20 protein-coding genes are annotated in these 23,704 nt (G+C 72.4%); 14 read left to right on the forward strand and 6 right to left on the reverse strand.

Going from position 1 to position 23,704, the window contains the following annotated elements; translation table 11 throughout:
- Positions 1 to 753, forward strand: coding sequence for a sulfite exporter TauE/SafE family protein (locus EDD26_RS00490; RefSeq protein WP_123695926.1), 753 nt, complete (start codon positions 1 to 3; stop codon positions 751 to 753).
- Positions 754 to 807: 54 nt separating this feature from the next.
- Here the strand turns inward: EDD26_RS00490 and EDD26_RS00495 are convergent, their stop codons facing one another.
- A complete protein-coding gene (locus tag EDD26_RS00495; protein WP_123695927.1) occupies positions 808 to 2,313 on the reverse strand; it encodes an APC family permease in 1,506 nt (501 codons plus the stop codon).
- Between the two features lie 145 nt (positions 2,314 to 2,458).
- Between EDD26_RS00495 and EDD26_RS00500 the strand changes: the two genes are divergently transcribed.
- Positions 2,459 to 3,466, forward strand: a complete 1,008-nt coding sequence (locus EDD26_RS00500; RefSeq protein WP_123695928.1) for an AraC-like ligand-binding domain-containing protein — start codon at positions 2,459 to 2,461, stop codon at positions 3,464 to 3,466.
- 62 nt (positions 3,467 to 3,528) lie between these two features.
- Positions 3,529 to 5,592: a primary-amine oxidase gene (locus tag EDD26_RS00505; protein ID WP_123695929.1), complete on the forward strand. Its 2,064-nt coding sequence runs from the start codon at positions 3,529 to 3,531 to the stop codon at positions 5,590 to 5,592.
- Positions 5,593 to 5,643: 51 nt separating this feature from the next.
- Here EDD26_RS00505 and EDD26_RS00510 read toward each other — a convergent pair whose 3' ends face one another.
- Together EDD26_RS00510 and EDD26_RS00515 are read right to left on the reverse strand one after the other, a co-directional pair.
- Positions 5,644 to 7,047 (reverse strand): aldehyde dehydrogenase family protein, encoded by a 1,404-nt coding sequence (locus tag EDD26_RS00510; RefSeq protein ID WP_123695930.1) that lies wholly within the window; start codon positions 7,045 to 7,047, stop codon positions 5,644 to 5,646.
- A gap of 238 nt (positions 7,048 to 7,285) precedes the next feature.
- Positions 7,286 to 10,258, reverse strand: coding sequence for a cytochrome P450 (locus EDD26_RS00515; protein WP_123695931.1), 2,973 nt, complete (start codon positions 10,256 to 10,258; stop codon positions 7,286 to 7,288).
- Between the two features lie 111 nt (positions 10,259 to 10,369).
- Here EDD26_RS00515 and EDD26_RS00520 point away from each other — a divergent pair, with 111 nt between their 5' ends.
- Positions 10,370 to 11,293, forward strand: a complete 924-nt coding sequence (locus EDD26_RS00520) for a LysR family transcriptional regulator (protein WP_123695932.1) — start codon at positions 10,370 to 10,372, stop codon at positions 11,291 to 11,293.
- A complete protein-coding gene (locus tag EDD26_RS00525; RefSeq protein WP_123695933.1) occupies positions 11,290 to 11,691 on the forward strand; it encodes an HtaA domain-containing protein in 402 nt (133 codons plus the stop codon). The genes EDD26_RS00520 and EDD26_RS00525 overlap by 4 nt, the downstream gene beginning before the upstream one ends.
- Before the next feature lie 78 nt (positions 11,692 to 11,769).
- Here the strand turns inward: EDD26_RS00525 and EDD26_RS00530 are convergent, their stop codons facing one another.
- The gene (locus EDD26_RS00530) at positions 11,770 to 13,185 is read right to left on the reverse strand and encodes an MFS transporter (protein WP_245989680.1); all 1,416 of its coding nucleotides are present in this window, start codon (positions 13,183 to 13,185) and stop codon (positions 11,770 to 11,772) included.
- A gap of 182 nt (positions 13,186 to 13,367) precedes the next feature.
- Between EDD26_RS00530 and EDD26_RS00535 the strand changes: the two genes are divergently transcribed.
- From EDD26_RS00535 to EDD26_RS00575, 9 genes are all read left to right on the forward strand, one after another.
- The gene (locus EDD26_RS00535) at positions 13,368 to 14,882 is read left to right on the forward strand and encodes a fumarylacetoacetate hydrolase family protein (RefSeq protein WP_123695935.1); all 1,515 of its coding nucleotides are present in this window, start codon (positions 13,368 to 13,370) and stop codon (positions 14,880 to 14,882) included.
- Positions 14,879 to 15,580 (forward strand): GntR family transcriptional regulator, encoded by a 702-nt coding sequence (locus EDD26_RS00540; RefSeq protein WP_245989682.1) that lies wholly within the window; start codon positions 14,879 to 14,881, stop codon positions 15,578 to 15,580. Before EDD26_RS00535 ends, EDD26_RS00540 begins: the two co-directional genes overlap by 4 nt.
- Positions 15,581 to 15,639: 59 nt before the next feature.
- Entirely contained in the window at positions 15,640 to 17,133 is a 1,494-nt protein-coding gene (gene hpaE / locus EDD26_RS00545) for a 5-carboxymethyl-2-hydroxymuconate semialdehyde dehydrogenase (protein ID WP_123695936.1), read from the forward strand.
- Positions 17,134 to 17,157: 24 nt separating this feature from the next.
- Positions 17,158 to 18,267, forward strand: coding sequence for a 3,4-dihydroxyphenylacetate 2,3-dioxygenase (gene hpaD, locus EDD26_RS00550; RefSeq protein ID WP_123695937.1), 1,110 nt, complete (start codon positions 17,158 to 17,160; stop codon positions 18,265 to 18,267).
- The gene (locus EDD26_RS00555; protein ID WP_123695938.1) at positions 18,264 to 19,091 is read left to right on the forward strand and encodes a 2-keto-4-pentenoate hydratase; all 828 of its coding nucleotides are present in this window, start codon (positions 18,264 to 18,266) and stop codon (positions 19,089 to 19,091) included. The genes hpaD and EDD26_RS00555 overlap by 4 nt, the downstream gene beginning before the upstream one ends.
- Positions 19,088 to 19,885 (forward strand): HpcH/HpaI aldolase family protein, encoded by a 798-nt coding sequence (locus EDD26_RS00560; RefSeq protein WP_245989683.1) that lies wholly within the window; start codon positions 19,088 to 19,090, stop codon positions 19,883 to 19,885. The genes EDD26_RS00555 and EDD26_RS00560 overlap by 4 nt, the downstream gene beginning before the upstream one ends.
- Positions 19,886 to 20,004: 119 nt before the next feature.
- Complete coding sequence (locus EDD26_RS00565) at positions 20,005 to 20,832, forward strand: alpha/beta fold hydrolase (RefSeq protein ID WP_123695939.1); 828 nt, start codon at positions 20,005 to 20,007, stop codon at positions 20,830 to 20,832.
- Positions 20,825 to 21,364, forward strand: a complete 540-nt coding sequence (locus EDD26_RS00570) for a TetR/AcrR family transcriptional regulator (RefSeq protein WP_123698357.1) — start codon at positions 20,825 to 20,827, stop codon at positions 21,362 to 21,364. Before EDD26_RS00565 ends, EDD26_RS00570 begins: the two co-directional genes overlap by 8 nt.
- Positions 21,365 to 21,441: 77 nt before the next feature.
- Complete coding sequence (locus tag EDD26_RS00575; protein WP_211333800.1) at positions 21,442 to 22,710, forward strand: YihY/virulence factor BrkB family protein; 1,269 nt, start codon at positions 21,442 to 21,444, stop codon at positions 22,708 to 22,710.
- 94 nt (positions 22,711 to 22,804) lie between these two features.
- Here EDD26_RS00575 and EDD26_RS00580 read toward each other — a convergent pair whose 3' ends face one another.
- Entirely contained in the window at positions 22,805 to 23,203 is a 399-nt protein-coding gene (locus tag EDD26_RS00580; protein WP_123695940.1) for a DoxX family protein, read from the reverse strand.
- Positions 23,203 to 23,601, reverse strand: coding sequence for a DUF1304 domain-containing protein (locus tag EDD26_RS00585; protein WP_123695941.1), 399 nt, complete (start codon positions 23,599 to 23,601; stop codon positions 23,203 to 23,205). Before EDD26_RS00585 ends, EDD26_RS00580 begins: the two co-directional genes overlap by 1 nt.
- Positions 23,602 to 23,704 lie beyond the last annotated feature (103 nt).

Below are 23,704 nucleotides of genomic sequence, written 5' to 3' on the forward strand. Positions count from 1 at the left end.
GTGGACCTGCTCTCGTTCGTCGTCGCGCTCGTCGCGGTACTCATCGGCGCCGTCGGCCAGCGGATGATCGGCATGGGCTGGGGGCTCGTCGTCACGCCCGCGATCGCCCTCGTCGCGGGCCCGCTGGCGGCAGTGCTCGTCGTGAACCTCTACGGCGCGATCGCGTGCCTCGTGATCCTCCCCCAGGTCTGGCGCGACGTCGACTGGCGGCGGCTGCTCTGGATCGCGATCCCCGCGGTCGCGCTCATGGTGCCGGGGCTGCTGCTCGCGAAGGGCCTCGACACCGACCTCCTGCGCGTCGTCGTCGGCGCGATCGCGATCGCCGGCGTCGTCATCAGCGTCGCGTTCACGAGGGCCTCGCGCACCCACGACGGGCCGGTGCTGCGCGTCGCCACCGGCACCGCGATCGGCGTGCTCAACGCGAGCGTCGGGATGGGCGCGCCTGCGGTCGGCGTCTACTCGCTCGTCTCCGGCTGGCAGGATCGCACGTTCGTCGCCACGATGCAGCCGTTCTGGGTGCTCGTCAGCGGAGCGATCGTCGTCGTGCGGCCCTTCGTAGCGCCCGACGGCTCGCCGGACTGGCCGCTCTGGGCATGGCTCGTGCTCGCGGTGCCGGTCGTGGCCGGCGTGCTGCTCGGCAACCGCCTCGCCCACCTCGTGAACCGCACGGTCGTGCGGGCCGCGATCATCGGCCTCTCGGTGCTCGGCGGTGGCGCCCTCATCGTCACGGGCGCGATGGGCCTCGCCGGCTGACGCGGTTCGTCCGGCGCGAGCGCCAGCCGGCGCCCGCGCCAGCCGGAGCCCGCCTCAGCGGGCGTCCGTGCGCACGGCGGGCATGACGCCCGTGCCGATCGACTCGAACGCCTCCGGCCGCCGGTGCCGTGCGTGGAGCGCGATCGCGACTCCGACCACGGCGGCCACGACCAGCAGCCCCGGGAGCACGAACGTGAGCGGCGTCGACGACTCCTGGCCCAGCAGCAGGTTCCAGTTCGAGAGCGTCAGCACCGTCACCGTCGCGAAGAAGACGGCTGCGATCGCCGGTGCGACGAGCCGCGACCAGGTCGTCGTGTCGCGCCGGTCGCGGGCGAAGAAGCCGATGACCGCCGCCGAGACGACCGCCATGAGCACGATGAGACCGAGGGCGCCGAGGTTCGTCAGCCAGGTGAAGAGGGTGAGCACCGGGTAGAGCGGGCCGAGCTCGCTGCCGGTGCCCGCGATCGCGAAGGCGATCACGATGACGGCCGCGAGCACCGACTGCGCCATCGAGCCGAGCGCGGGCGCGCCGCGGCCGTTCGCGCGGCCGAACGCGCGGGGCAGCATGTGCTCGCGGCCGAGCGCGAAGGCATAGCGAGCGACGGCGTGGTGGAACGAGATGAGCGCGGCGAGCAGGCTCGAGATGAAGAGCACCTGGCCGATGTCGGCCATGAGCGTGCCGGCGCGGTCGCCCAGCTCGACGAAGAGCAGGTCAGGACCGTTCGCCTGCGCGTTCGCGACCACGGCGCTCGGGCCGCTGCTCATCTGCATCGCCCACGCGCTGAAGGCGTAGAAGAGGCCGATGACGATGACCGCCGCGTAGGTCGCCCGCGGCACCGTGCGCGCCGGGTCGCGCGCCTCCTCCGTGTAGATGGCTCCCGACTCGAAGCCCATGAAGGCGGCGATGCCCATCACGAGCACGACGCCGATGCCGGTCGCGAAGAGATCGCCCGGCAGGAAGCCGGCGGCCGAGATGCCCTCCGGGGCGGTGCCGAGCGCGAGCAGGTCGTAGACGATGACGACCAGGAACTCGAGCGCGACGAGCACGCCGACCACCTTGACCGAGACGTCGACCCGGTTCACGCCGAGCACCGCGATGAGCGCGATGGCGACGAGCACGAAGACCCACCACGGGATCTCGACGCCGGTCTTGGCCGCGACGAAGCTCGAGGTCGCGAAGCCGAGCATGCCGTAGATGCCGATCTGCATGGCGTTGTAGGCCACGAGCGCCGTCCAGGCGCTGCCGACCCCCGCCTCCGGGCCGAGGCCACGGGCGATGTACGCGTAGAAGGCGCCCGCGTTGCGCACGTGCCGGCTCATCGCGACGTAGCCCGCCGCGTAGATGAGCAGCCCCGCGGCGAGCAGCAGCATGCCGAGCGGCACACCGGTGATGCCGGAGACCGCGTAGTTCGTCGTCACGCCGCCCGCGACGACCGTGAGCGGCGCGGACGCCGCGATGATCATGAAGACGATCGCGGGCACGCCGAGGCGCCCGACGCCGCCGCCGAGGGCGGTGCGCGAGCGCTCCGTCGCGCCGGTCTCCTGAGATGCGATGGCCATGGCAGCTCCCTTGCTGTCACCGATGTTGCATCCGATGCTCGTCCTCGCCCGTAGCGATCGAGGGCCCCCGGCTTGACGCACCGCGCACGATCGCCGCGGCGGCTATCCTGGCGACGACCGCACCGGCGCGGAGGCAGGAGGCACGGTGGCAGGCAACTTCGACTTCCCACCGCTCGAGGGTCCGACCCACGGCATCGCGGCGTGGCGCCGCGAGGTGGCGACGAGCTTCGTGCCGCTCGACGTGCACCCGCTCGGCGACGCGCCCTTCTGGGCCCGCAGCAGCCGGATCGACGTCGGCGAGGTGTCGGTGTTCCGCATCGAGCACGCACCGAGCGTCGTCGCGCGCACGCCGAAGCTCGTGCGCCGCAGCCCGTCCGACCTCATCAAGGTGAGCCTGCAGCTCGAGGGCGAGGAGCTCATCGAGCAGGACGGCCGCGTCGCGCTCCTGCACGCCGGCGACCTCGCCATCTACGACACCTCGCGCCCCTACGCGCTGCGATTCGACGGATCCACGAGCCTCCTCGTCTTCACCTTCCCGCACGGCTACCTCGACATCCCCCGCGACGAGCTCGCGGCCGTCACCGCGACGGCCTTCGCGCTCGAGTCGCCGCTCGGCCGCGTCGTCAACCCGTTCCTCGTCGGGCTGGCCCACAGCCTCTCGGAGCTGCCGGGCGCGAACGGTCAGCGCCTCGCGCGCACGGGCCTCGACCTGCTCATGACGCTCGTATCGACGCAGCTGCAGCAGGGCGTGCAGCGCGACCCCCGTCGGCAGCTGCTCCACGAGCTGCTCGCCACGATCGACCGCATGCTCGACGACCCATCGCTCTCCCCCGCCGCGATCGCCGCGGCCCACTTCATCTCCACCCGGCACCTGCACGCCGTCTTCGCCGAGCACGGCATCACCGTCGCCGGCTGGATCCGCGAGCGCCGGCTCGAGCACATCCGCCGCGACCTCGCCGACGCCTCGATCGCCGACCAGCCGATCGCCCGCATCGCCGCGCGCTGGGGCCTCGTCAACCCCGCCCACTTCTCGCGCCTCTTCCGCACCACCTTCGGGCAGAGCCCGAGCGAGTACCGCGCGTCGACCTCGCTCGAGCCCGCGTCGGCGCCCGCGCCCACCGACGAGCATCGCCTCGCAAGCAGCCTGCGCTGAGGGGCAACCGCCGGGACCGCGGCCGCGCCTAGCGTGAGGAGCACGCTGGACGAGGAGGTCCCATGCCCGACGCCACCCACACCCACGGCGCCCGTGACTCGCACGTGCTCGAGGCGACGCATCCGCTCGACGGCCTGACGCCCAGCGAGATCGACCGCGTGCGCGCTGCGCTCGACGCCGCGGGCGAGCTGCTGCCCGACACGCGCTTCCCGCTCCAGGTGCTGCTCGACCCGCCGAAGCCGGCGGTCGCCGCATGGCGCCCCGGTGCGCCGCTCGGCCGCCGCGTGCTCTCGACGCTGCTCGACACCGCCACCGGCCGCGTGCGGGAGGCGGTGGTCGCGCTCGACGACGACCGCGTCGAGTCGGTCGAGGTGCTGCCGACCGCCGAGCACCCCTACGGCCAGCCGCCCTACCTGTTCGAGGAGTACGAGCTCGTCGACGCGATCGTGAAGGCGGATGCCGGCTGGCGGCGGGCGATGGAGGCGCGCGGCCTGCACGACCTGGATCGCGCGCTCGTCGTGCCGCTCGCCCCCGGCCAGTTCGGCGAGGTCGATGAGGTCGGCAAGCGCATGATGCGCTCGCTCACCTTCATGCCGCCGAACGAGGGCGACAACCCGTGGTCGTTCCCGGTCGAGGGCCTCGTGCTCATGGTCGACGTCACGGGTCAGCGGGTCGTGAAGCTCGTCGACGAGCGCCAGGTGCCGCTGCCGGTGCTCGACGCGAACTACGACGACGCGTCGGTCGGCGAGCGGCGCACGTCGCTCAAGCCGCTCGAGATCACGATGCCGGAGGGCCCGAGCTTCTCGGTCGACGGGTCGGAAGTGGTCTGGGAGCAGTGGCGGTTCCGGGTCGGCTTCTCGATGCGCGAGGGCCTCGTGCTCCACCAGCTCGGCTGGCAGGACGGCGACGAGCTGCGCCCGGTGCTGCACCGCGCGAGCGTGCCGGAGATGGTGGTGCCCTACGGCGACACGACGGAGACGCGACGCTGGATCAGCTACTTCGACGCCGGCGAGTACAACCTGGGCAAGAACGCGAACGCGCTGTCGCTCGGCTGCGACTGCCTCGGCGCCATCCACTACTTCGACGCGCACCTCGCGGCCGACACCGGTGAGGCGATCACCATCCCCCGCGCCGTCTGCATGCACGAGGAGGACGCGGGCATCCTCTGGAAGCACCGCGAGCTCGACGGCGAGACCGTGCACGGGCGCCGCTCGCGCCGGCTCGTCATCTCGTACTTCGCGACCGTCGGCAACTACGACTACGGCTTCTTCTGGTACCTCTACCTCGACGGGTCGATCCAGTTCGAGGCGAAGGCGACCGGCATCGTCTTCTGCGGCGCCGATCTGCCCGGGCTCGACCTGCCGCACGCGACCGAGATCGCGCCGGCGCTCTACGCGCCGATCCACCAGCACATCTTCTGCGCGCGGCTCGACTTCGACATCGACGGCACCGACAACTACGTCGACCAGGTCGACCTCGTGCGGATCCCGATGGGCGACGCGAACCCGTGGGGCAACGCCTTCGGGCACCGGCGCGATCGCGTCCGCGAGGCGTCGGGCGTCTCGGGCGACGGGTCGCTCGGCCGCACGTGGCACATCGGGTCGTCGAGCCGCACGAACGCCGTCGGCCGGCCCACCGAGTACCAGCTCATCCCCGAGGCGCGGGCGACGCTCATGGCGGACCCGGGCTCGACGGTCGCGGCCCGCGCGGCCTTCGCGACGAAGCACCTCTGGGTGACGTCGCAGCAGGACGACGACCTCTACCCGGCCGGTCGCTACCCGAACCAGCACGCGGGCGGCGCGGGGCTGCCGGCGTCGGTCGCGGCCGGCGGCGACGTCGACGGCGCCGACCTCGTCGTCTGGCACGCCTTCGGCCTGACCCACATCCCCCGGCCGGAGGACTGGCCGATCATGCCCGTCGACCTCACGGGCTTCTGGGTGAAGCCCTACGGGTTCCTCGACCGCAATCCGGCGCTCGACGTGCCGGATGCGATGGACGAGTGCGCGCACGACCACGGCGGCCACGAGCACGGCCACGGGGCCAGCCACGAGGGCGGCGGCGACGAGCGCGGCGGCCACGAGGGGCACCACGGCCACGACGGCGAGGAGCACGTCGCCATCCGCTGATGGCACGACGAAGGGCCCCCGCACCGCGGGGGCCCTTCGTCGTGCTGCCCGTCAGCCGTGGATGACCTGCGGCACGCCCATCGCCTTGAGGCCCTCGACGCCGAACTCGAGGCCGTAGCCGGAGCCCTTCACGCCGCCGAACGGGGCCATCGGGTGGATGGTGCCGTGCGAGTTGATCCAGACGGAGCCCGCCTGGATGCGCGCCGCGACCTGGCGGGCGCGCTCGGGGTCGGACGACCACACGCTCGCGCCGAGCCCCGCGTCGCCGCGGTTCGCGCGCTCGATCGCGTCGTCGACGTCGGCGTACTTGAGGATCGGCAGCGCCGGCCCGAACTGCTCCTCGCGCACCAGGTCGGCGTCGTCGTCGAGGCCGTCGATGAGCGTCGCGGGGTAGAACCAGCCGGCCGCATCCCGGTCGGGATCACCGCCGAGCACGACCCGGCCGCCGCGCGCCTTCGCGTCCTCGACGAGCCGGTCGACGACGCCGAACTGCTGCTCGGTCGTGAGCGGGCCGAGCACGTTCTGCTCGTCGGTGCCCGGACCCATGGGCATCGCGCCGGCGATGGCCGCGAGCTCCTGCACGACGTCGTCGTACACGTCCTCGTGCACGTAGAGGCGCTTGAGCGCCGCGCACGTCTGGCCGGTGTTGATGAAGGCGCCCCAGAAAAGCCCCTCGGCGATCGCCTTCGGGTCGACGTCGGGCAGCACGATCCCGGGGTCGTTGCCGCCCAGCTCGAGCGTGAGCCGCGTCAGGTTGTCGGCGGATGCGCGCATGATCGCCTGCCCCGTGCGGGCCGAGCCCGTGAACGTGACCTTGCCGAACGCGGGGTGGCTGCCGATCGCCTCGCCCAGCTCGCGGTCGCCCGCGAGCACGGTGAAGAGGCCCTCGGGCAGGTGGCGGTTCACGAGGTGCGCGGTGGCGAGCACGCTGAGCGGCGTGTACTCGCTCGGCTTCATGACGACGCCGTTGCCCATCCGCAGCGCCGGCGCGAACTGCCAGGTCGCGATCATCGCGGGCCAGTTCCACGGGCCGATCGCACCGACGAGGCCGATCGGGCGGTAGTAGACGGTCGCCTTCGCCTGCCCGTCGTCGACGACGACCTCGGGCTCGAGCGGCGTGGCGATCGTGGCGCGCAGCCAGCCGACGACCGCGCCCACCTCGAAGCGCGCGCCGGGGCCGCTCAGCGGCTTGCCCTGCTCACGAGCGATGAGCTGCGCGAGCGCCTCGGCGCTCGCCTCGACCTCGTCGGCCGCGGCGGAGAGCGCGGCGCGGCGCTCCTCGTCGGTGCGGGCGGCCCACTCGGGCTGCGCTGCGCGCGCGGCCTGGATGGCCTGCTCGAGGTCGTCGAGCGTCGCGCGCGGGGCGTGCGCGAACGCCTGCCCCGTCGCCGGGTCGATCACCGGCGTGCCGTGCTCCACGCTGACCGCTGCCAGCAGGCTCTCGTAGGTCTCCATGCGTTCCTCTTCTCCATCGAACGGGACGGCGCCATCGTCGCATCGGCGCATCGCGCAGCGACATGTCGTCGGTGCACGACGGTTGCCGACCCGCGCACGCGTGGAGGGCCGTCACCGGGGTGGTCACGACACGCCGCCGCGGATGTCCCGGGTGGTCACGACACGCCGTGCCGCGCCGTCCGGTGCGGCGTGTCGTGACCACCCGGCGGCCTCGCCAGCTCGACGTCGTCCCGGCGGCTCAGACCCCGACTGCGGCGCCCGCGACCGACAGCACGCCGTCGGCCCAATCGCGCGCCGCCTCGGTGGCCAGCACCGGCCCGCCCGCGTCGTGCCGGCCGTACTCGCCGACGCGCTGCGCGCCCCGCGCCGCGAGCGCCTCGTCGACGAGCTCGCTGCCGCGCGAGTAGGTCTTCGCGTAGCTGCGATCGCCCATGCCGAAGACGCCGTAGCGCAGACCTGCGAGGTCGGGCCGCTGCTCCTCGAGCGCGCGGAGGAACGCGCGCGCCGCCGTCGGCACCTCGCCGTCGCCGTACGTCGAGCACACCACGAGGTGCAGGCGCGACGCGTCGAGACCTGACGGATCGGTCTCGGCGAGGTCGCGCACCTCGACCGACGCGCGATCCGCGAGCGCCCGGCGCAGCTCGTCGGCGACGAGCTCCGCGCCGCCCGACTCGGTGCCGAAGAGCACGGTGACGGGCAGCCCGCCGCCGGAGCCCACGGCCTCCCCCGCGACCTCGGGCAGCGGGATGCCAGCGTCGGCGGCGGCAGCGAGCATCCGCTCGACGGCCTTGAGCTTGACGCGCTCCCGCCCGGGGGCCGCGCCGAGCCGCTCGAGCACGTCGATGCGGCGCCAGCCGTCGAAGCCGACCTCGCCCGGCGTCGCCGCGAGCCCCGGCGCACCGAGCGCGACGGCGCCCGAGTCGATGTCATCGGCGATCGTGCGCGCGAGCTCGCGCGCATCCGTCCGCTGGTCGGGGATCGTGCCGCGCGGTCCGCGCCGCAGCCATCCCGCCGTGTAGAGGCCCGGCTCGACGCGCCCGTCCGGATGCGATCCCGGCACGGTCGGCGAGTCGGCGTCCGCCTCGAACCCGACGGCCGTCACCACCGCGTCGGCCAGCAGGGAAACCTCGCCGTCGGCGCTGGCGAAGACCGCTCGCTCGACGCGGCCGTCGCCCTCGACCCTGGCAGGCGCGAGGCCGAACCACCAGTGCACCTCGACGCGCGCAGCCTCCGCCGACGCTGCCGAGAGCGCGCGCACCGCATCTGCACGGGCATCCTTGCCCTCCGCGAGCGCCTCGAGCGCCGCGCCGTGCACGCGGTGCGCGACGCCAGGGAGGCCCGCGAGCTCGCGCACCATGACCGGGTCGAACTTCGCCGTGGTCGGCCCGCTGCGCCCGACGACGTGGATCGTCCGCACCCCCGCCGCGAGCCGCGCATGCGCCTCGTCGTCGACGTCGGTGCCCTCGAGCCCGTCGGCGTCGCGAGCGAGCAGCCGCACCAGGTCCATCGCGACGTTGCCGTGCCCCACGACCACCACCCGCTCGCCGAGCGACGGCGCATCCCCCTCGTCGGGATGGGCGTTGAGCAGCCGGGTGATGCGGCCCGCGCCGTGCACGCCGTCGAGCGCGGCGCCCGGGATGCCGAGCCCACGATCGGCGTGCATGCCGGTCGCGAGCACGACGGCGTCGTACGCGCCGCGCAGCGCGTCGAGCGAGACGTCGGTGCCGAGCCGCAGGTTGCCGCGGAACCGCACGCCCTCGCGCAGGAACAGGCGGTCGAACTGCGCCGTCACCGACTTCGTGCCGGCGTGATCGGCGGCGACGCCCGAGCGGACGAGCCCGTAGGGCACGGGGAGCGCGTCGAGCACGTCGAGCTCGGCGCTCGGGAACCGGCGCCGCAGCGCCTGTGCCGTGAAGCAGCCGGCGGGGCCGGAGCCGACGACGGCGATGCGCGGTGCGACGGCCTGCCCTGCGCCCGCCGGGGCACCGGGGGCTGCCGCCGTGCGGGGTGCGACCGAGGCCCAGCGCACCGGCAGCCGCAGCATGCCGCGGAAGACCCATCCGCCGATCTCGGCCGGCTTCTCGGGCACGAGCTCCAGCCCTCGCAGCCGCTCGAACAGCATCGGCAGCGCGACGTCGGCGACCTCCGAGCGCGCGACCCACGCGCCGAGGCAGACGTGCACGCCCTTGCTGAACGCGAGGTGCGGCTTGACCTCCCGACGGATGTCGAACGCGGATGCGTCGTCCCAGACGCGCTCGTCGCGGTTCGCGGACAGGATGCAGATGCCCAGTCGGGCACCCGCCGGCAGGCGCACGCCGGTCAGCTCCACGTCGCGCGTCGTCTGCCGGGAGTAGAGCCCGATCGGAGCGATCCAGCGCAGCGTCTCGTCGAACGCCGCCTGCCAGAGGCTCGGGTCGGCCTCGACGGCGCGGCGCTGCTCGGGGTGCGCGAGCAGCCCCCACGCCGCGACGCCCAGCACGTCGCGAGGCTCGTTGAGCCCGCCCCCGATCGTCATCTTCACGTTCGCGCGGATGCGCTCCATCGGCATCTCGTAGTCCGGGATGCGCAGCAGCTGCGACAGCAGCGACTCGTTGGGGTTGGCCGCGTGCCACGGCAGCATCTCGTCGAGCACCGCGTCGACCTCGTCGAACGAGCGCTTGCCCTTCGCCCACACCTCGGGGTCGTCGGCGTAGTTGCCGGTCGCGTCGATCAGCGTCTGCGACCAGCGCTGCAGATCCTGCTGGCTGGCGCTGTGGAGGCCGAGGATCTGCCGCAGGCTCTCGGCGGCGAACGGCGCGGCGAAGTCCCAGATGAGGTCGGCATCGCCACCCCGCTGCGCCTTCGCGACCATCTCGTCGAGGTACTGCTCGGCCGTGCGCTCGAACACCCGCTGCCAGTGGCGCTTCACGACGCCGGGGCGCAGGGTCGGCTGCCAGGCCTTGCGCTCGAGGTAGTGCTCGGGGTCGTCGCGCCGCAGCATCGAGTGCCCCATGGCGCGGATCTGCAGCGAGCCCTGCTCGTTCGCGGAGAAGACGGACTGGTCGAGCTCTGTCTCGTGCACCGCCGCGTACGAGGTGATGAGGTAGCGGCCGACGGCCGGCACCCAGTGCACACCGCCCTCGGCGCGCAGGCGCTCGTAGATGGGGAACGGATCGCGGTACAGGTCCGGGATGGTCACCCAATCGGCGACGGGAGCTTCCTTGCTCGGCATGACACGTCCTCGTGGTCGGAGCAGCCCGATCGGTGCTCGTCTCGAGTCTGCCCGCGCGGCTACTGTTGGAAAAGCGGATTGATCGTCCGTTCAACGTCGGATGGACCGAACATGCATGCCTTCGACTCGCCGCCCTTCACGCTGCGGCAGCTGTCGTTCCTCGTCGCCGCGGCCGACGAGGGCACCGTGGCCGGCGCCGCCGCGCGCGTGCACGCCTCGCCGTCTGCGGTCTCGGAGGCGCTCACCGAGCTCGAGCGCTCGCTCGGCGCGCGCCTGATGGTGCGGCGCCGCGCGCGGGGGCTGACCCTGACGAGCACCGGCGTGGATGTCGTCGCCCGCGCGCGGGAGCTGCTCACGTCGGCGCGCGAGCTCGAGAGCTCGCTGCACGGCGCGGCGGGCGAGCTCGTCGGGCCCATCACGATCGGCTGCTACCCCACCCTCGCGCCGACGGTGCTGCCGCCGATCCTGCAGGGGTTCGGCAGCGCGCATCCGCGCGTCGAGCTCGAGATCGTGGAGGCCACGCACGACCGGCTGCAGGGCAGGCTCGAGTCGGGGCAGGTCGACGTCGCGTTCGTCTACGACACGCTCGTGCCCGGGCAGCCCAGCAGGGCGCGGCTCTTCGAGCTGCCGGCGCACGCCGTGCTCGCGGCCGACGATCCGCTCGCCGCGGAGGAGACCGTGCGGCTCGAGCAGCTCGTCGAGCGCGACCTGATCCTGCTCGACGCCCCGCCCTCGAGCGAGCACACCATGTCGCTCTTCGCCGCGCAGGGGCTCGTGCCGCGCGTGCGCCACCGCGTGCAGAGCTACGAGGCGGTGCGGGCGCTCGTGGGGCGCGGGCTCGGCTACGGCATCCTCGTGCAGCGGCCCGCGAACCGCGCGAGCTACGAGGGCTACCCTGTCGCCATGCTCGAGATCACCCCGGCGGTGCCGCCCGTCGGGATCGACGTCATCTGGCCGACCGCACCGGCGCCGACCGAGCGCGTGCAGGAGCTCATCCGCTTCGCACGCTCGCTGCGCTGGCCACAGCCGCGATGACGACGCTGGAATGGGGCATCAAGGCCTCGCTGCTCGCGTACGTGCGTCGGATGCCGGACGGCTCGGTCGAGGCCACGGACGGCGCCACCACGACCGACGAGGGCATCCGCTTCGAGGGCGTCGGTGGGCTCGCGTTCCGCGGCGCGGTCCTGCTCATGGGGCACGGCGGCATGCTGCGCGTGACGATCGCCGACCCCGCCATCGTGGAGGCCGACGGCGGCTGGCTGCTCGAGATCGCCGATCCCGACGACCCGTCGAGCCGGCTCGCCTTCGCCACGATCGCCGCGTTCGACGGCCGGCGCGCGAGCGGCACCGCGCTGACGCAGGACGGCGCCGACCTCTTCTTCGGGCCGTACGCGCTCGGCACCGCGATCGACGACCCGGTGATCGCGGACTGACCGGCCGCGCCGCAGCCATCGAGCCGCCCGCGCACGCGAACGGGGGCCCCGCCGCAGCGGGACCCCCGTCGGATGCGCCTACTTGGCGGCGTGCGCCGCGCGGTCGACGTCGGAGAGCTCGACGAACTCGTCGCCCTTCTGCCACGACTCCCAGCGGCCCGAGCGCTCGAACTCGATCGAGAGCGGGATGCCGGTGCGGTCCTTCATCAGCAGCGTGCCGATGAGCGAGACGACCACGGTCGCGAGCAGGTAGCCGACGATCGACCACGTCGAGCCGGTCGCCTGCAGGAGCGCCTGGGCGATCGTCGGCGCGAAGGCGCCACCGATGATCGCGCCGATCGCGTAGGCGATGGAGACGCCCGAGTAGCGCACGCCGGCCGGGAAGGACTCGGCGTACCAGGCGGCCTGCGCGCCGTAGGTGAGGCCGAGGCCGGCGCCGAGCAGGATGGTGCCGAGCGCGACGCCCCACACGCCCTGCTCCACGAGGACGAACAGCGGCACGATCGTCACGGCGAGCACGATCCAGCCCGTGATGTAGAGGCGCTTGCGGCCGATGCGGTCGGAGAGCGCACCCGCGACGAACGTGAACACGAGCCACGACAGCGAGCCGGCGAAGGTCGCGAGCTGCACGCCCACCGGGTCGAAGCCGAGCCCGGGCGGGGTGCCGTCGACGGGGCGGGAGGCGAGGCCCTGCACGTAGCCACCGGTCGTCATGTAGCCGGTCGCGTTGTTGGCCATGAAGACCATCGCGGCGAAGAGCACGATGAGGCCGTACTTGCGGAAGACCTGGACGATCGGCGCCGACTCCTGCTGCGCCGTCTGCTTGATCTCCTGGAAGACCGGCGACTCGTCGACCGAGCGGCGGACGACGTAGCCGACCACGACGAGCAGGATCGAGACGAAGAACGGGATGCGCCAGCCGACCTCGAGGAACGCGTCGCCCGGGAAGGCGGCGCGGATGCCCGCGAGGATGCTCGTCGCGAGCAGCATGCCGAGCGGCACGCCTGCCTGGACGAACGAGCCGTAGAGGCCGCGACGGCCCTGGGGCGCGTGCTCGATGGCCATGAGCACGGCGCCGCCCCACTCACCACCGGCGGAGATGCCCTGCAGGATGCGGAGCAGGATGAGCAGCACCGGGGCGAGGAACCCTGCCTGCTCGAACGTCGGCAGCGCGCCGACGAGCGTGGTCGCGATGCCCATGAGGAGCAGCGTGAGCACGAGCATCGGGCGGCGGCCGATCTTGTCGCCGAAGTGGCCGGCGAGGAACGCGCCGAGCGGGCGGAACAGGAACGAGATGCCGATGGTGATGAGCGACAGGATCTGCATCATGCCCTCGCCGGCGGGCTGGAAGAACAGCTGCGCGAAGACGAGGTTCGCCATGAAGGCGTAGATGAAGAAGTCGTACCACTCGATGGTGGTGCCGACGACGACGGCCGCGAGGACCTTGTTGCGCTCCTTGGTGGAGGTGATGCCGTGAGTCGTGCTCTGAGACACGCTGACTCCTTTGTCAGTGAGATGGCCAGGTGGGGTCCAGCCGGGATCTGTGGCGAACATATACGATTTCGTGCACGACGGCAAGGCCCGTGCCATCGCGCCCGCTGCTGCCTCCGCGAGCGCCAGCCGGACGTCCGAACGGAGCCTTGCACGGCCGATACGGAATCGTATACGATGCCCTCATGGATGCATCGTCGCACCGCCCAGCGGGCGCTCCCCCTGCCGCCGAGGCCGCCTGGGCGCTGCTCGGCTCCAAGCCTGGCAAGGTCTTCGCGATGCACATCGGCTACGCCGCCCGCGCCGCGCAGAAGGGCCGTACCCCCGAGGCCCCCGGCTTCTTCCTGAAGCCCGCGACGTCGCTCTCCACCGGCGGCGAGGCCGAGGTGCCGGCGGGCACCGCGATCTTCGGCTTCGAGGGCGAGATCGCCATCGTCATCGGCCGGCACGCGCGCCGCGTCGACGAGGCGGATGCCTGGTCGCACGTCGCCGCCGTCACCGCGGCCAACGACCTGGGCGTCTTCGACCTCCGCTGGGTCGACAAGGGCGCGAACCTGCGCTCGAAGGGCGGCGACGGCATGACGCCGATCGGCCCCGTGCTGCTGCCCGCCGAGCGGCTCGACCCGGCGGCCATCGAGGTGCGCACCTGGCTCGACGGCGAGCTCGTCCAGGCCGACTCCACCTCGACGCTCATCTTCTCGCTGCCGCAGATCGTCAGCGACCTCTCGCAGCTCATCACCCTCGAGCCGGGCGACGTCATCCTCACCGGCACGCCCGCCGACGCCTCGACCTTCTTCCCCGGCCAGCGCGTCGAGGTCGAGGTCACCGCGACCGCGCTCGACGGCGAGCAGCTCGCGACCGGCAGGCTCGTGACCACCCTGCGGGTGGGCGAGCATCAGCTGCCGCCGTACTCCGCGCAGCCGAAGCCGACCCCCGAGCAGTGGGCCGACGCATCCGGTCGCCCGATCGCCGAGTTCCAGGCGCCCGCCGCACCCGTGCTCGACGACGAGCTGCGCGCGCAGCTCTCGCAGGTCGCGCTCGCGACCCTCTCGTCGGGGCTGCGGAAGCGCGGCCTCAACAACGTCTCGATCGACGGCCTCCGCACGACTCAGCCGGGCAAGCGCCTCGTCGGCACCGCCCGCACGCTGCGCTACGTGCCGAACCGCGAGGACCTCTTCAAGACCCACGGCGGTGGCTACAACGCGCAGAAGCGGCTGTTCGACTCGCTGCAGCCGGGCGAGGTCGTCGTCATCGAGGCGCGCGGCGACAACCGCTCCGGCACGCTCGGCGACATCCTGGCCCTCCGCGCCCGCCACCTCGGCGCAGCAGGCCTCATCACCGACGGCGGGGTGCGCGACCTCGACGTCGTGACCGAGATCGGCGTGCCGACCTATCACGCGGGCGGCCATCCCGCCGTGCTCGGGCGACTGCACGTGCCGTGGTCCTTCGACGAGACGATCGCCTGCGGCGGCGCCACCGTGCAGCCCGGCGACATCGTCGTCGGCGACGGCGACGGCGTGCTCGTCATCCCGCCGGGCATCGCGCGCGAGCTCGTCGACGAGGCGATGCAGCAGGAGCGCGAGGAGGAGTTCATCGCGGCCCAGGTCGACGCCGGCCACCCTGTCGACGGCCTCTTCCCGATGAACGCCGAGTGGCGCGCCAGGTACGAGGCGTCGATCGCCGACGCGGGGGACGCGTGAGCGGCCGTCGCGCGAAGACCGCGGCGATCGCCGGGGACGGCGCCATCGCGCCCTCGAAGTCGCAGCGCGCCTATGACCTGCTCCACGACCGCATCGTCGACGGCACCTACTCCCCCGGCTACCGGCTCGTGCTCGACGCGATCGGCCGCGAGCTCGACATGAGCGTCGTGCCCGTGCGCGAGGCCATCCGCCGGCTCGAGGCCGAGGGCATGATCACGTTCGAGCGCAACATCGGCGCCCGCGTGGCCGAGATCGACGAGCTCGAGTACCACGACACGATGGAGACGCTCTCCTTCGTCGAGGGCGCAGCGGTCATGCTCGCCGCGGGCCTCTACTCGAAGTCGGACGTCGACGAGGCGCGGGCGATCAACGCGCAGATGCGCGAGAGCCTCGCCGCCTTCGACCCCGTGCAGTTCACCGCGCTCAACGAGGCGTTCCACCGGCGGCTGACGGATGTCTGCCACAACGAGGTGCTCGGCGACGTCATCGACAACGGCTGGAAGCGGCTCGCGCGGCTGCGCCAGTCGACGTTCTCCTTCGTGCCGAGCCGCGCGATCTCGTCCGTCGACGAGCACGACGCGATCCTCGCCCTCATCGAGGAGGGCGCCGACCCGCGCTCCATCGAGCTCGCCGTGCGCGCGCACCGGCTCGCGACGCCCGACGCCTTCCTGCACCGCAAGCGCCCCGCCGCTCCCTGACCTCCCCATCCCCTCCGCCGCCCATCGGCGCGCCCCGAACCGACAGAAACGGAGCCATCATGGCCACCCAGCCCGCAGGCATCCCCGACCTGATCCCCCACTACATCGACGGCGAGCGCGTCGGCTCGGTCGACGGTGACACGTTCGGCGTGCTCAACCCCGTCACGAACCAGGACTACACCGTCGCCGCGTCGGGCAAGCAGGCCGACATCGACCTGGCCGTCGCCGCCGCGACCCGGGCGTTCCACGAGGGCCCGTGGCCGCGCATGAAGAACCGGGAGCGCGCCCGCATCCTCAGCCGCATCGCCGACATCGTCGAGTCGCGCGACCAGGAGCTCGCGCAATTCGAGTCGTGGGACTCCGGTCTGCCGATCACGCAGGCGCGCGGCCAGGCGCAGCGCGCGGCCGAGAACTTCCGCTTCTTCGCCGACCTCATCGTGGCCGGGCGCGACGACACCTACAAGGTGCCGGGCACGCAGGTGAACTACGTCAACCGCAAGCCGAAGGGCGTCGCCGGCCTCATCACGCCCTGGAACACGCCGTTCATGCTCGAGTCGTGGAAGCTGGGCCCCGCGCTCGCCTCCGGCTGCACGGTCGTGCTCAAGCCCGCCGAGTTCACGCCGCTGTCGGCCTCGCTCTGGGCCGGCATCTTCGAGGAGGCCGAGCTGCCGCGCGGCGTCTTCAACCTCGTCAACGGCTTCGGCGAGACCGCCGGCGACGCGCTCGTCAAGCACCCCGACGTGCCGCTCATCTCGTTCACCGGCGAGAGCAGCACCGGCAAGCTGATCTTCGGCAACTCGGCGCCGCACCTCAAGGCGCTGTCGATGGAGCTCGGCGGCAAGAGCCCCGCCGTCGTCTTCGCCGACGCCGACCTCGACGCCGCGATCGACTCGACGCTCTTCGGCGTCTTCTCGCTGAACGGCGAGCGCTGCACCGCCGGCAGCCGCATCCTCGTCGAGCGCTCCGTCTACGAGGAGTTCCTCGAGCGCTACGCCGAGCGCGCCAAGAAGATCGTGGTCGGCGACCCCGGCGACCCGAAGACCGAGGTGGGCGCGCTCGTGCACCCCGAGCACTTCGACAAGGTGATGTCCTACGTCGAGATCGGCAAGGGCGAGGGCCGCCTGCTCGCCGGCGGCGGCCGCCCGGAGGGCTTCCCCGAGGGCAACTACGTCGCCCCCACGGTGTTCGCCGACGTCGCGCCGGATGCCCGGATCTTCCAGGAGGAGATCTTCGGCCCGGTCGTCGCGATCACGCCGTTCGACACCGACGAGGAGGCGCTCGAGCTCGCGAACAACACGAAGTACGGGCTCGCCGCCTACATCTGGACGAACAACCTCAAGCGCGCGCACCTGTTCTCGCAGAACGTCGAGGCCGGCATGGTGTGGCTCAACAGCCACAACGTGCGCGACCTCCGCAGCCCGTTCGGCGGCGTGAAGGCCTCCGGCCTCGGCCACGAGGGCGGCTACCGCTCGCTCGACTTCTACAGCGACCAGCAGGCCGTGCACATCACGCTCGGCGACGTCCACACCACCCGCTTCGGCGCATCCGCCTGACCCGAACTGCGAAGGAGCAGCACCATGAACGCGACCCCCACGCCCGAGATCACGAAGCCCAGCGTCCCCGCGCCCGACATCATCCGCTGCGCGGCGATGGACCTCGTCGTCACCGACCTGGCCGCGAGCCGCGCCTTCTACGTCGACGTGCTGGGGCTGCACGTGACCGAGGAGGACGACGAGGCGATCTACCTGCGATCGTTCGAAGAGTTCATCCACCACAACCTCGTGCTGCGGAAGGGCCCGGTCGCGGCCGTCGCCGCCTTCGCCTACCGCGTGCGCACCCCTGAGGACGTCGATCGCGCCGAGGCCTACTACCGGGAGCTCGGCTGCCGCACCGAGCGTCGTGCTGGCGGCTTCCAGAAGGGCTTCGGCGACAGCGTGCGCGTCGAGGACCCGCTGGGCTTCCCCTACGAGTTCTTCTACGCGACCGAGCACGCCGAGCGCCTGCACCAGCGCTACGACCTGATCTCGGCGGGCGAGCTCGTGCGCCTCGACCACTTCAACCAGGTCACCCCCGACGTGCCGCGCGGCCGGAAGTACCTCGAGGACCTCGGCTTCCGCGTCACGGAGGACATCCAGGACGACCAGGGCGTCACCTACGCGGCGTGGATGCAGCGCAAGGGCACCGTGCACGACACGGCGCTCACCGGCGGCAACGGCCCGCGCATGCACCACATCGCGTTCTCGACGCACGAGAAGCACAACATCATCCAGATCTGCGACAAGCTCGGCGCGCTCCGGATGTCGGACCACATCGAGCGCGGACCGGGCCGCCACGGCGTCTCGAACGCGTTCTACCTCTACATCACCGATCCCGACGGGCACCGCATCGAGATCTACACGCAGGACTACTGGACCGGCGACCCGGACAACCCCGTCATCACGTGGGACGTGCACGACAACCAGCGCCGCGACTGGTGGGGCAACCCCGTCGTGCCCTCCTGGTACACCGAGGCCTCGCCGGTGCTCGACCTCGACGGCAACGTCGTCGAGGTCGTCGAGCGCACCGACTCCAGCGAGATGGAGGTGACGATCGGCGCCGACGGCTTCTCGTACACGCGCGTGGGCGACGACGACGGCACCTACCGGGGCGAGGCGTCGAAGGGCTTCAAGATCGGCACCCAGCTGTGACGACGGGACCCGCGGCGACCCCCGGCGGCCCCGGCCGGGGCCTCGACGACGCGACGGTGGCGCGGGTCGCCGACGAGCTCGCCGAGGCCACCCGGTCACGCGGCACGATCGAGAAGATCTCGGCGCGGTTCCCGCAGGCGACGATCGAGGACTCCTACGCCGTGCAGCGCATCTGGCGCGCGCGTCGCGAGGAGGCCGGCGCACGCCTCGTGGGCCGCAAGATCGGGCTGACGAGCAAGGCGATGCAGTTCGCGACCGGCATCACCGAGCCCGACTACGGCGTGATCTTCGCCGATCAGGCATACCCCTCAGGTGCCACGGTCGAGCACGCGCAGTGGTCGAACGTGCGCGTCGAGGTCGAGCTGGCCTTCGTGCTGCGCTCGCCGCTCGAGGGGCAGGGACTGACCGTCGAGCAGGTGCTCGACGCGACCGAGGTCGTCGTGCCGGCGCTCGAGATCCTCGACTCGCACATCGAGCTCGAGGGCCGCACGATCGTCGACACCATCAGCGACAACGCGGCGCTCGGCGCGATCGTCGTCGGCGACGTCGAGATCGGCCCGCGCGACCGCAACCTCGCGTGGATCGGGGCGCACTGCCTCGTGAACGGCGAGATCATCGAGACGGGCGTCTCGGGCGGTGTGCTCGGCAACCCCGCGCACGGGGTCGCCTGGCTCGCGGGCAAGCTCGCGCAGCACGGCGACCGCCTCGAGGCGGGCGAGCTCATCCTCGCCGGATCGTTCACGCGACCGGTGTGGGTGCAGCCCGGCGACGTCGTCACGACGCACTTCCAGGACATGGGCTCGATCGAGGTGACGTTCCGGTGAGCACCTTCCGCGATGTGCTCGCCGCGGCCGATGCGCCGCTCGTGGGCCTGTGGAACGCATCCGGCAGCGCCGTCGCCGCCGAGATCATGGCCGGCTCCGGCGCCGACCTGCTGCTCGTCGACGGCGAGCACGGGCCGATCTCGATCAGCGAGATGCTGCCGATCCTGCAGGCCGCGGCCGCGTATCCCGTGACCACGATCGTGCGGGTGCCGTGGAACGACCCCGTGACGATCAAGCAGGTGCTCGACCTCGGCGCCGTGAACGTGCTCGTGCCGATGGTGTCGACGGCGGCGGATGCGGTGGCCGCCGTGCGCGCCGCCCGCTACCCGGGCGGTGACGGCGAGCGCGAGGGCGCCCGCGGCATCGGCTCGGCGCTCGCGCGCTCGTCGCGCTGGGGCCGGATCGCCGGCTACGTGCAGGACGCGGATGCGCACGTGTCGGTGACCGTGCAGATCGAGACGGCCGAGGGGGTCGCGAACGCGGCCGAGATCGCGGCGGTCGACGGCGTCGACGCCGTCTTCATCGGCCCCGCCGACCTCGCGGGCTCGATGGGCTTCCCCGGGAGGCCGTCGGAGCCGACGGTCGTCGCCGCGGTCGACGCGACGATCGCAGCGGTGCGCTCCGCCGGCACGCCGGTCGGCGTGAACACCTTCGCCGAGGCCGACGCCGACCGCTGCCTCGCGCGCGGCGCGGCGTTCGTGTTCGTGGCGGCCGACGTGACGCTCATGGCGCGCGGCTCGGAGGCGGCGGTGGCGCGGCTGAAGCGCACCGACGCCGCGACCGACGCCTACTGAGCCGTAGCAACCGCGAACTTCCCCGAACGCCGGGTTCTCGGCCCGAGACCCCGGAGTTCGGGGAAGTTCGACGTCACCCCGCTCTTGTGCTCGTTGGCTAATAGCATTAGCCTGAGCGCATGACCACCACCGCATCCGCCTCGCTCGAGCTCGACGGCGTCTCGCTCGCCTACGACCTCGTCACGCCCGACAGCACCCTCGACGCGCCGCTCATCGTCCTCCTGCCGGGTATGGGCGACCTGCGCAGCGCCTACCGGTTCCTCGTGCCGCTGCTCGTCGCAGAGGGCTTCCGCGTCGCGACGCTCGACCTGCCCGGCCACGGCGACTCGGGCATCTCCCCCACGCCCGTTGGGCAGGCGCAGATCGCGCGCGCCGCCGCCGCCCTCGTCGAGCGGCTCGGCGGCCCGGCGATCGTCGTCGGGCACTCCTTCACGCCGGACAGCGCGCTGCTCGCGACGCAGCTGGCGCCGAGCTCGATCGTCGGCGCGGTGGCGATCGCGCCCTGGGCGACGACCCCTCGGGTGTCGGCGTTCATGCGCACGGTGACATCGCTCGTGACCCACTCCCCCGTGCTCTGGTCGCTGTTCTACCGCTCGCTGCACAAGGCGCCGCCCGCCGACCTCGGCGCGCACCGCCGCCGCATCGTGGCCGCGCTCCGCCGCCCGCACGGCACCGACGCGCTCGTCGCCATGGGCACCGGCACCACGAAGGACGCGATCGACGCGCGCGGCAGCCAGACCGCGCCGGTGGCGGTCGTGATGGGCAGCGCCGATCCCGACTTCTCGGACCCCGCGGCCGAAGCGAAGGTGTACGCCGACGCCACGCGCGGCGAGGTCACGATGATCGAGGGCGCGGGGCACTACCCGCACGCCGAGCGGCCCGCGGAGACGGCGGCGGCCGTGCTTGCGCTCGCGCACCGCGTCGGGTGGCCGGTGGCCCGTGCCTAGGGCGGGGCTCAGCCCCGCCGCCCTCGTCGACCTCGCGCTCGCCGAGCTCGATGCCACCGGTGGCGCGCCGCTCTCGCTCGGCGCGGTCGCCGCGCGCGCGGGCGTGAAGCCGCCGTCGCTGTACAAGCACGTCGCGGGGCTGCCCGAGCTGGAGGCGCTCGTCGGCGCGCGCATCACCGACGACCTCGGCGCCGCGATCGGCGAGGCGGTCGGCGAGACGACCGGGGCGGATGCCGCACGGGCGTTCCTGCACGCGTACCGCTCGTTCGCGGTGCGGCACCCGGCCCGCTACCGCGCGCTCCCCGCCCGGCCCGTCGGGCATCCGGCGCTCGAAGCGGCCGGCACCCGCGTCATGGCGATCGCCGAGCGGGCGGTCGACCACCTCGACGGCGATGACGCGGTGCACGCGCTGCGCGGCCTCCGCGCGGTCGCGCACGGCTTCGCCACCCTCGAGGCCGCGGGCGGCTTCGGCCTGCCCGCCGAGGTCGACGCATCCTTCGACCGGCTCGTCGACCGGGTCGTCGGCGCCTGACGCCTTCCCGGGCATACCGCGCAGGTGACTGGGGTACAGTTCTGCGCCATCACAGGAACCCGGCGAGAGGACACACCGTGTCGAGCAGAGACCCCATCGACGCCACGCTCGACGCAGCGGACGCGCCAGAGCCCGATCACGACGAGAAGCCCGACGCCCCGCAGAAGCTCGAGGGCTCGAGCTGGAAGTACGCGCTCAAGCGCGCGCTGAAGGAGTTCGGCAGCGATGGCGGCACGGATCTCGCCGCGATGCTCACCTACTACATGGTGCTCTCGCTCGCGCCGGGCCTGCTCGCGGTCTTCTCGATCATCTCGCTCGTGCTGGCCAACAACGCGTCGACGGTGACCGGCATCCTCGACGAGGCCGTGCGGCAGGTGCCTGAGGACTTCCAGGATCTCGTCGTCAACCTCGTCGAGACGATGACGGACTCAGCGGCCGGCGGCGTCATCGCCCTCATCATCGGTATCGCGACCGCTGTGTGGTCGGCATCCGCCTACGTCAAGTCGTTCTCGCGCTGCATGAACATCATCTACGGCATCGAGGAGGGCCGCGGCTTCATCAAGCAGACCGCGACGATGCTGCTCATCACGGTCGCGCTGCTCGTGGGCGTCGTCGTCATCCTCGTGTCGCTCGCCATCAACGACGCGCTCGTGACGGGTGTGCTCGGCCCGATCGCCGAGCCGCTCGGCCTCGGTGGCTTCCTCGCCTTCATGACGCAGACCTTCCTGCCGATCTGGGCGTGGGTGAAGTGGCCCGTGATCCTCGCGCTCGTGATCGCGATGATCGCCCTGCTCTACTACCTCGCACCCAACCTGCAGCAGCCGAAGTTCACCTGGGTCAGCATCGGCTCGATCGTCGCCATCATCGGCATCGCGATCGCGTCGGTTGCCCTGGGGCTCTACTTCACGTTCGGCTCGGGCTACAGCTCGTACGGCGCGATCGGCACCGTGATGGCGCTGCTGTTCGCGCTCTGGATCTTCAACATCGTGCTGCTGCTCGGCGCCGAGGTGGATGCGGAGGTCGAGCGCGCCCGGCAGCTGCAGGCGGGCATCGAGGCGGAGTCGGCGATCCAGCTGCCGCCGCGCGGCACGAAGAAGGTCGAGAAGAAGGCGGAGGCGCGCGACAAGCTCGAGGCCGAGGGCCGCGAGATCCGCGAGCAGCACGACGACGGCACCGGCGAGCTCGGGAACGACTCGAGCTCCGACTCGCGCGACGACCGCGGCTCGCGCCAGGGGCAGCGGTCGGACGAGCGCCCGCGCACGAGGGCCGCGGTTCGCGAGCCGGAGCGCCGTGCCTCGTCGTCCCGCCGGTTCCTCGGCATCTTCCCGCGACGCGACCGCGACTGAGGCTCGCCTCCGCACGGACCCGGTACCGGCTGCTGGACCCCAGATCTGGGGTCCAGCAGCCGGGGTCGGGTCCTTCTCTCGTCCCGCGTGGAGGTCAGCGGCTGGGCGGCCGCGTCGACCACAGCGCCCAGGCGATGAGCACGGGCTGGAAGAAGAGGCGGCCGAAGCGGCGCTCGTCGGTGTCGAGGCCGAACGCGTCGCGGTGATGCAGCCACTGCGCGATGTTGCCGGGGAAGACGGCGCCGAAGAACGCCGCGGCCGCCGTGCCGACGAGCGGGCGGATGCCGGCGGGCGCGATCGCGATCGCGGTGCCGAGCGCGATCTCCACGACACCCGACGCCAGCACGATGCCGTCCTCGTCGAGGGGCGCGAGCTCGACGACCGTCTCGGGCACCTGCGCTCGGAAGTCGCGGCGCGCGAAGGTCAGGTGGCTGATGCCGGCGAACACCAGCGCGCCACCGAGCACGAGCCGGGCTGCGCCTCGGAGCGCCATCAGGCGGCCTGCCCGAGCGCGACGAGCCCCGTGATCACGGCGATGGCCGGGAAGAAGCCCTGCACCACCGCGGCGCGGGCCTTCGTGCGGTCGGACATCACGAGGTAGAGCGCTGCGGCGAGCATGATGCCGGTCGCGGCGAGCAGCACCGCGAGCCCGGCGCCGCGCGCTCCGGCGACGATGATCACGACGCCCGCGAGCGCGGCCACGCCGAGCAGCAGGTTGTAGACGCCCTGGTTGGCGGCGAGCTGCTTGGACTGCGCGGCCTGCTGCTCGCTCGTGCCGAAGACGCGGCGCGTGCCCGGCTCCTCCCACCGCAGCGTCTCGAGCACGAAGATGTAGCCGTGGACGGCCGCGGCGAGCGCGGCGGCGATGCAGGCGATGACGGCGAGGTCCATGCGCCGCAGTCTAGGGCGCGCCAGCGCGACCGCCTTGACTTCGTTACTGAGTGCAGTCAGAATTGAGTCCACTCGGCGAATCGACCTCTCGCCGATCGGGAGC

Origin of the sequence: Agrococcus jenensis (genome assembly GCF_003752465.1) — a bacterium.
Classification (GTDB): domain Bacteria; phylum Actinomycetota; class Actinomycetes; order Actinomycetales; family Microbacteriaceae; genus Agrococcus; species Agrococcus jenensis.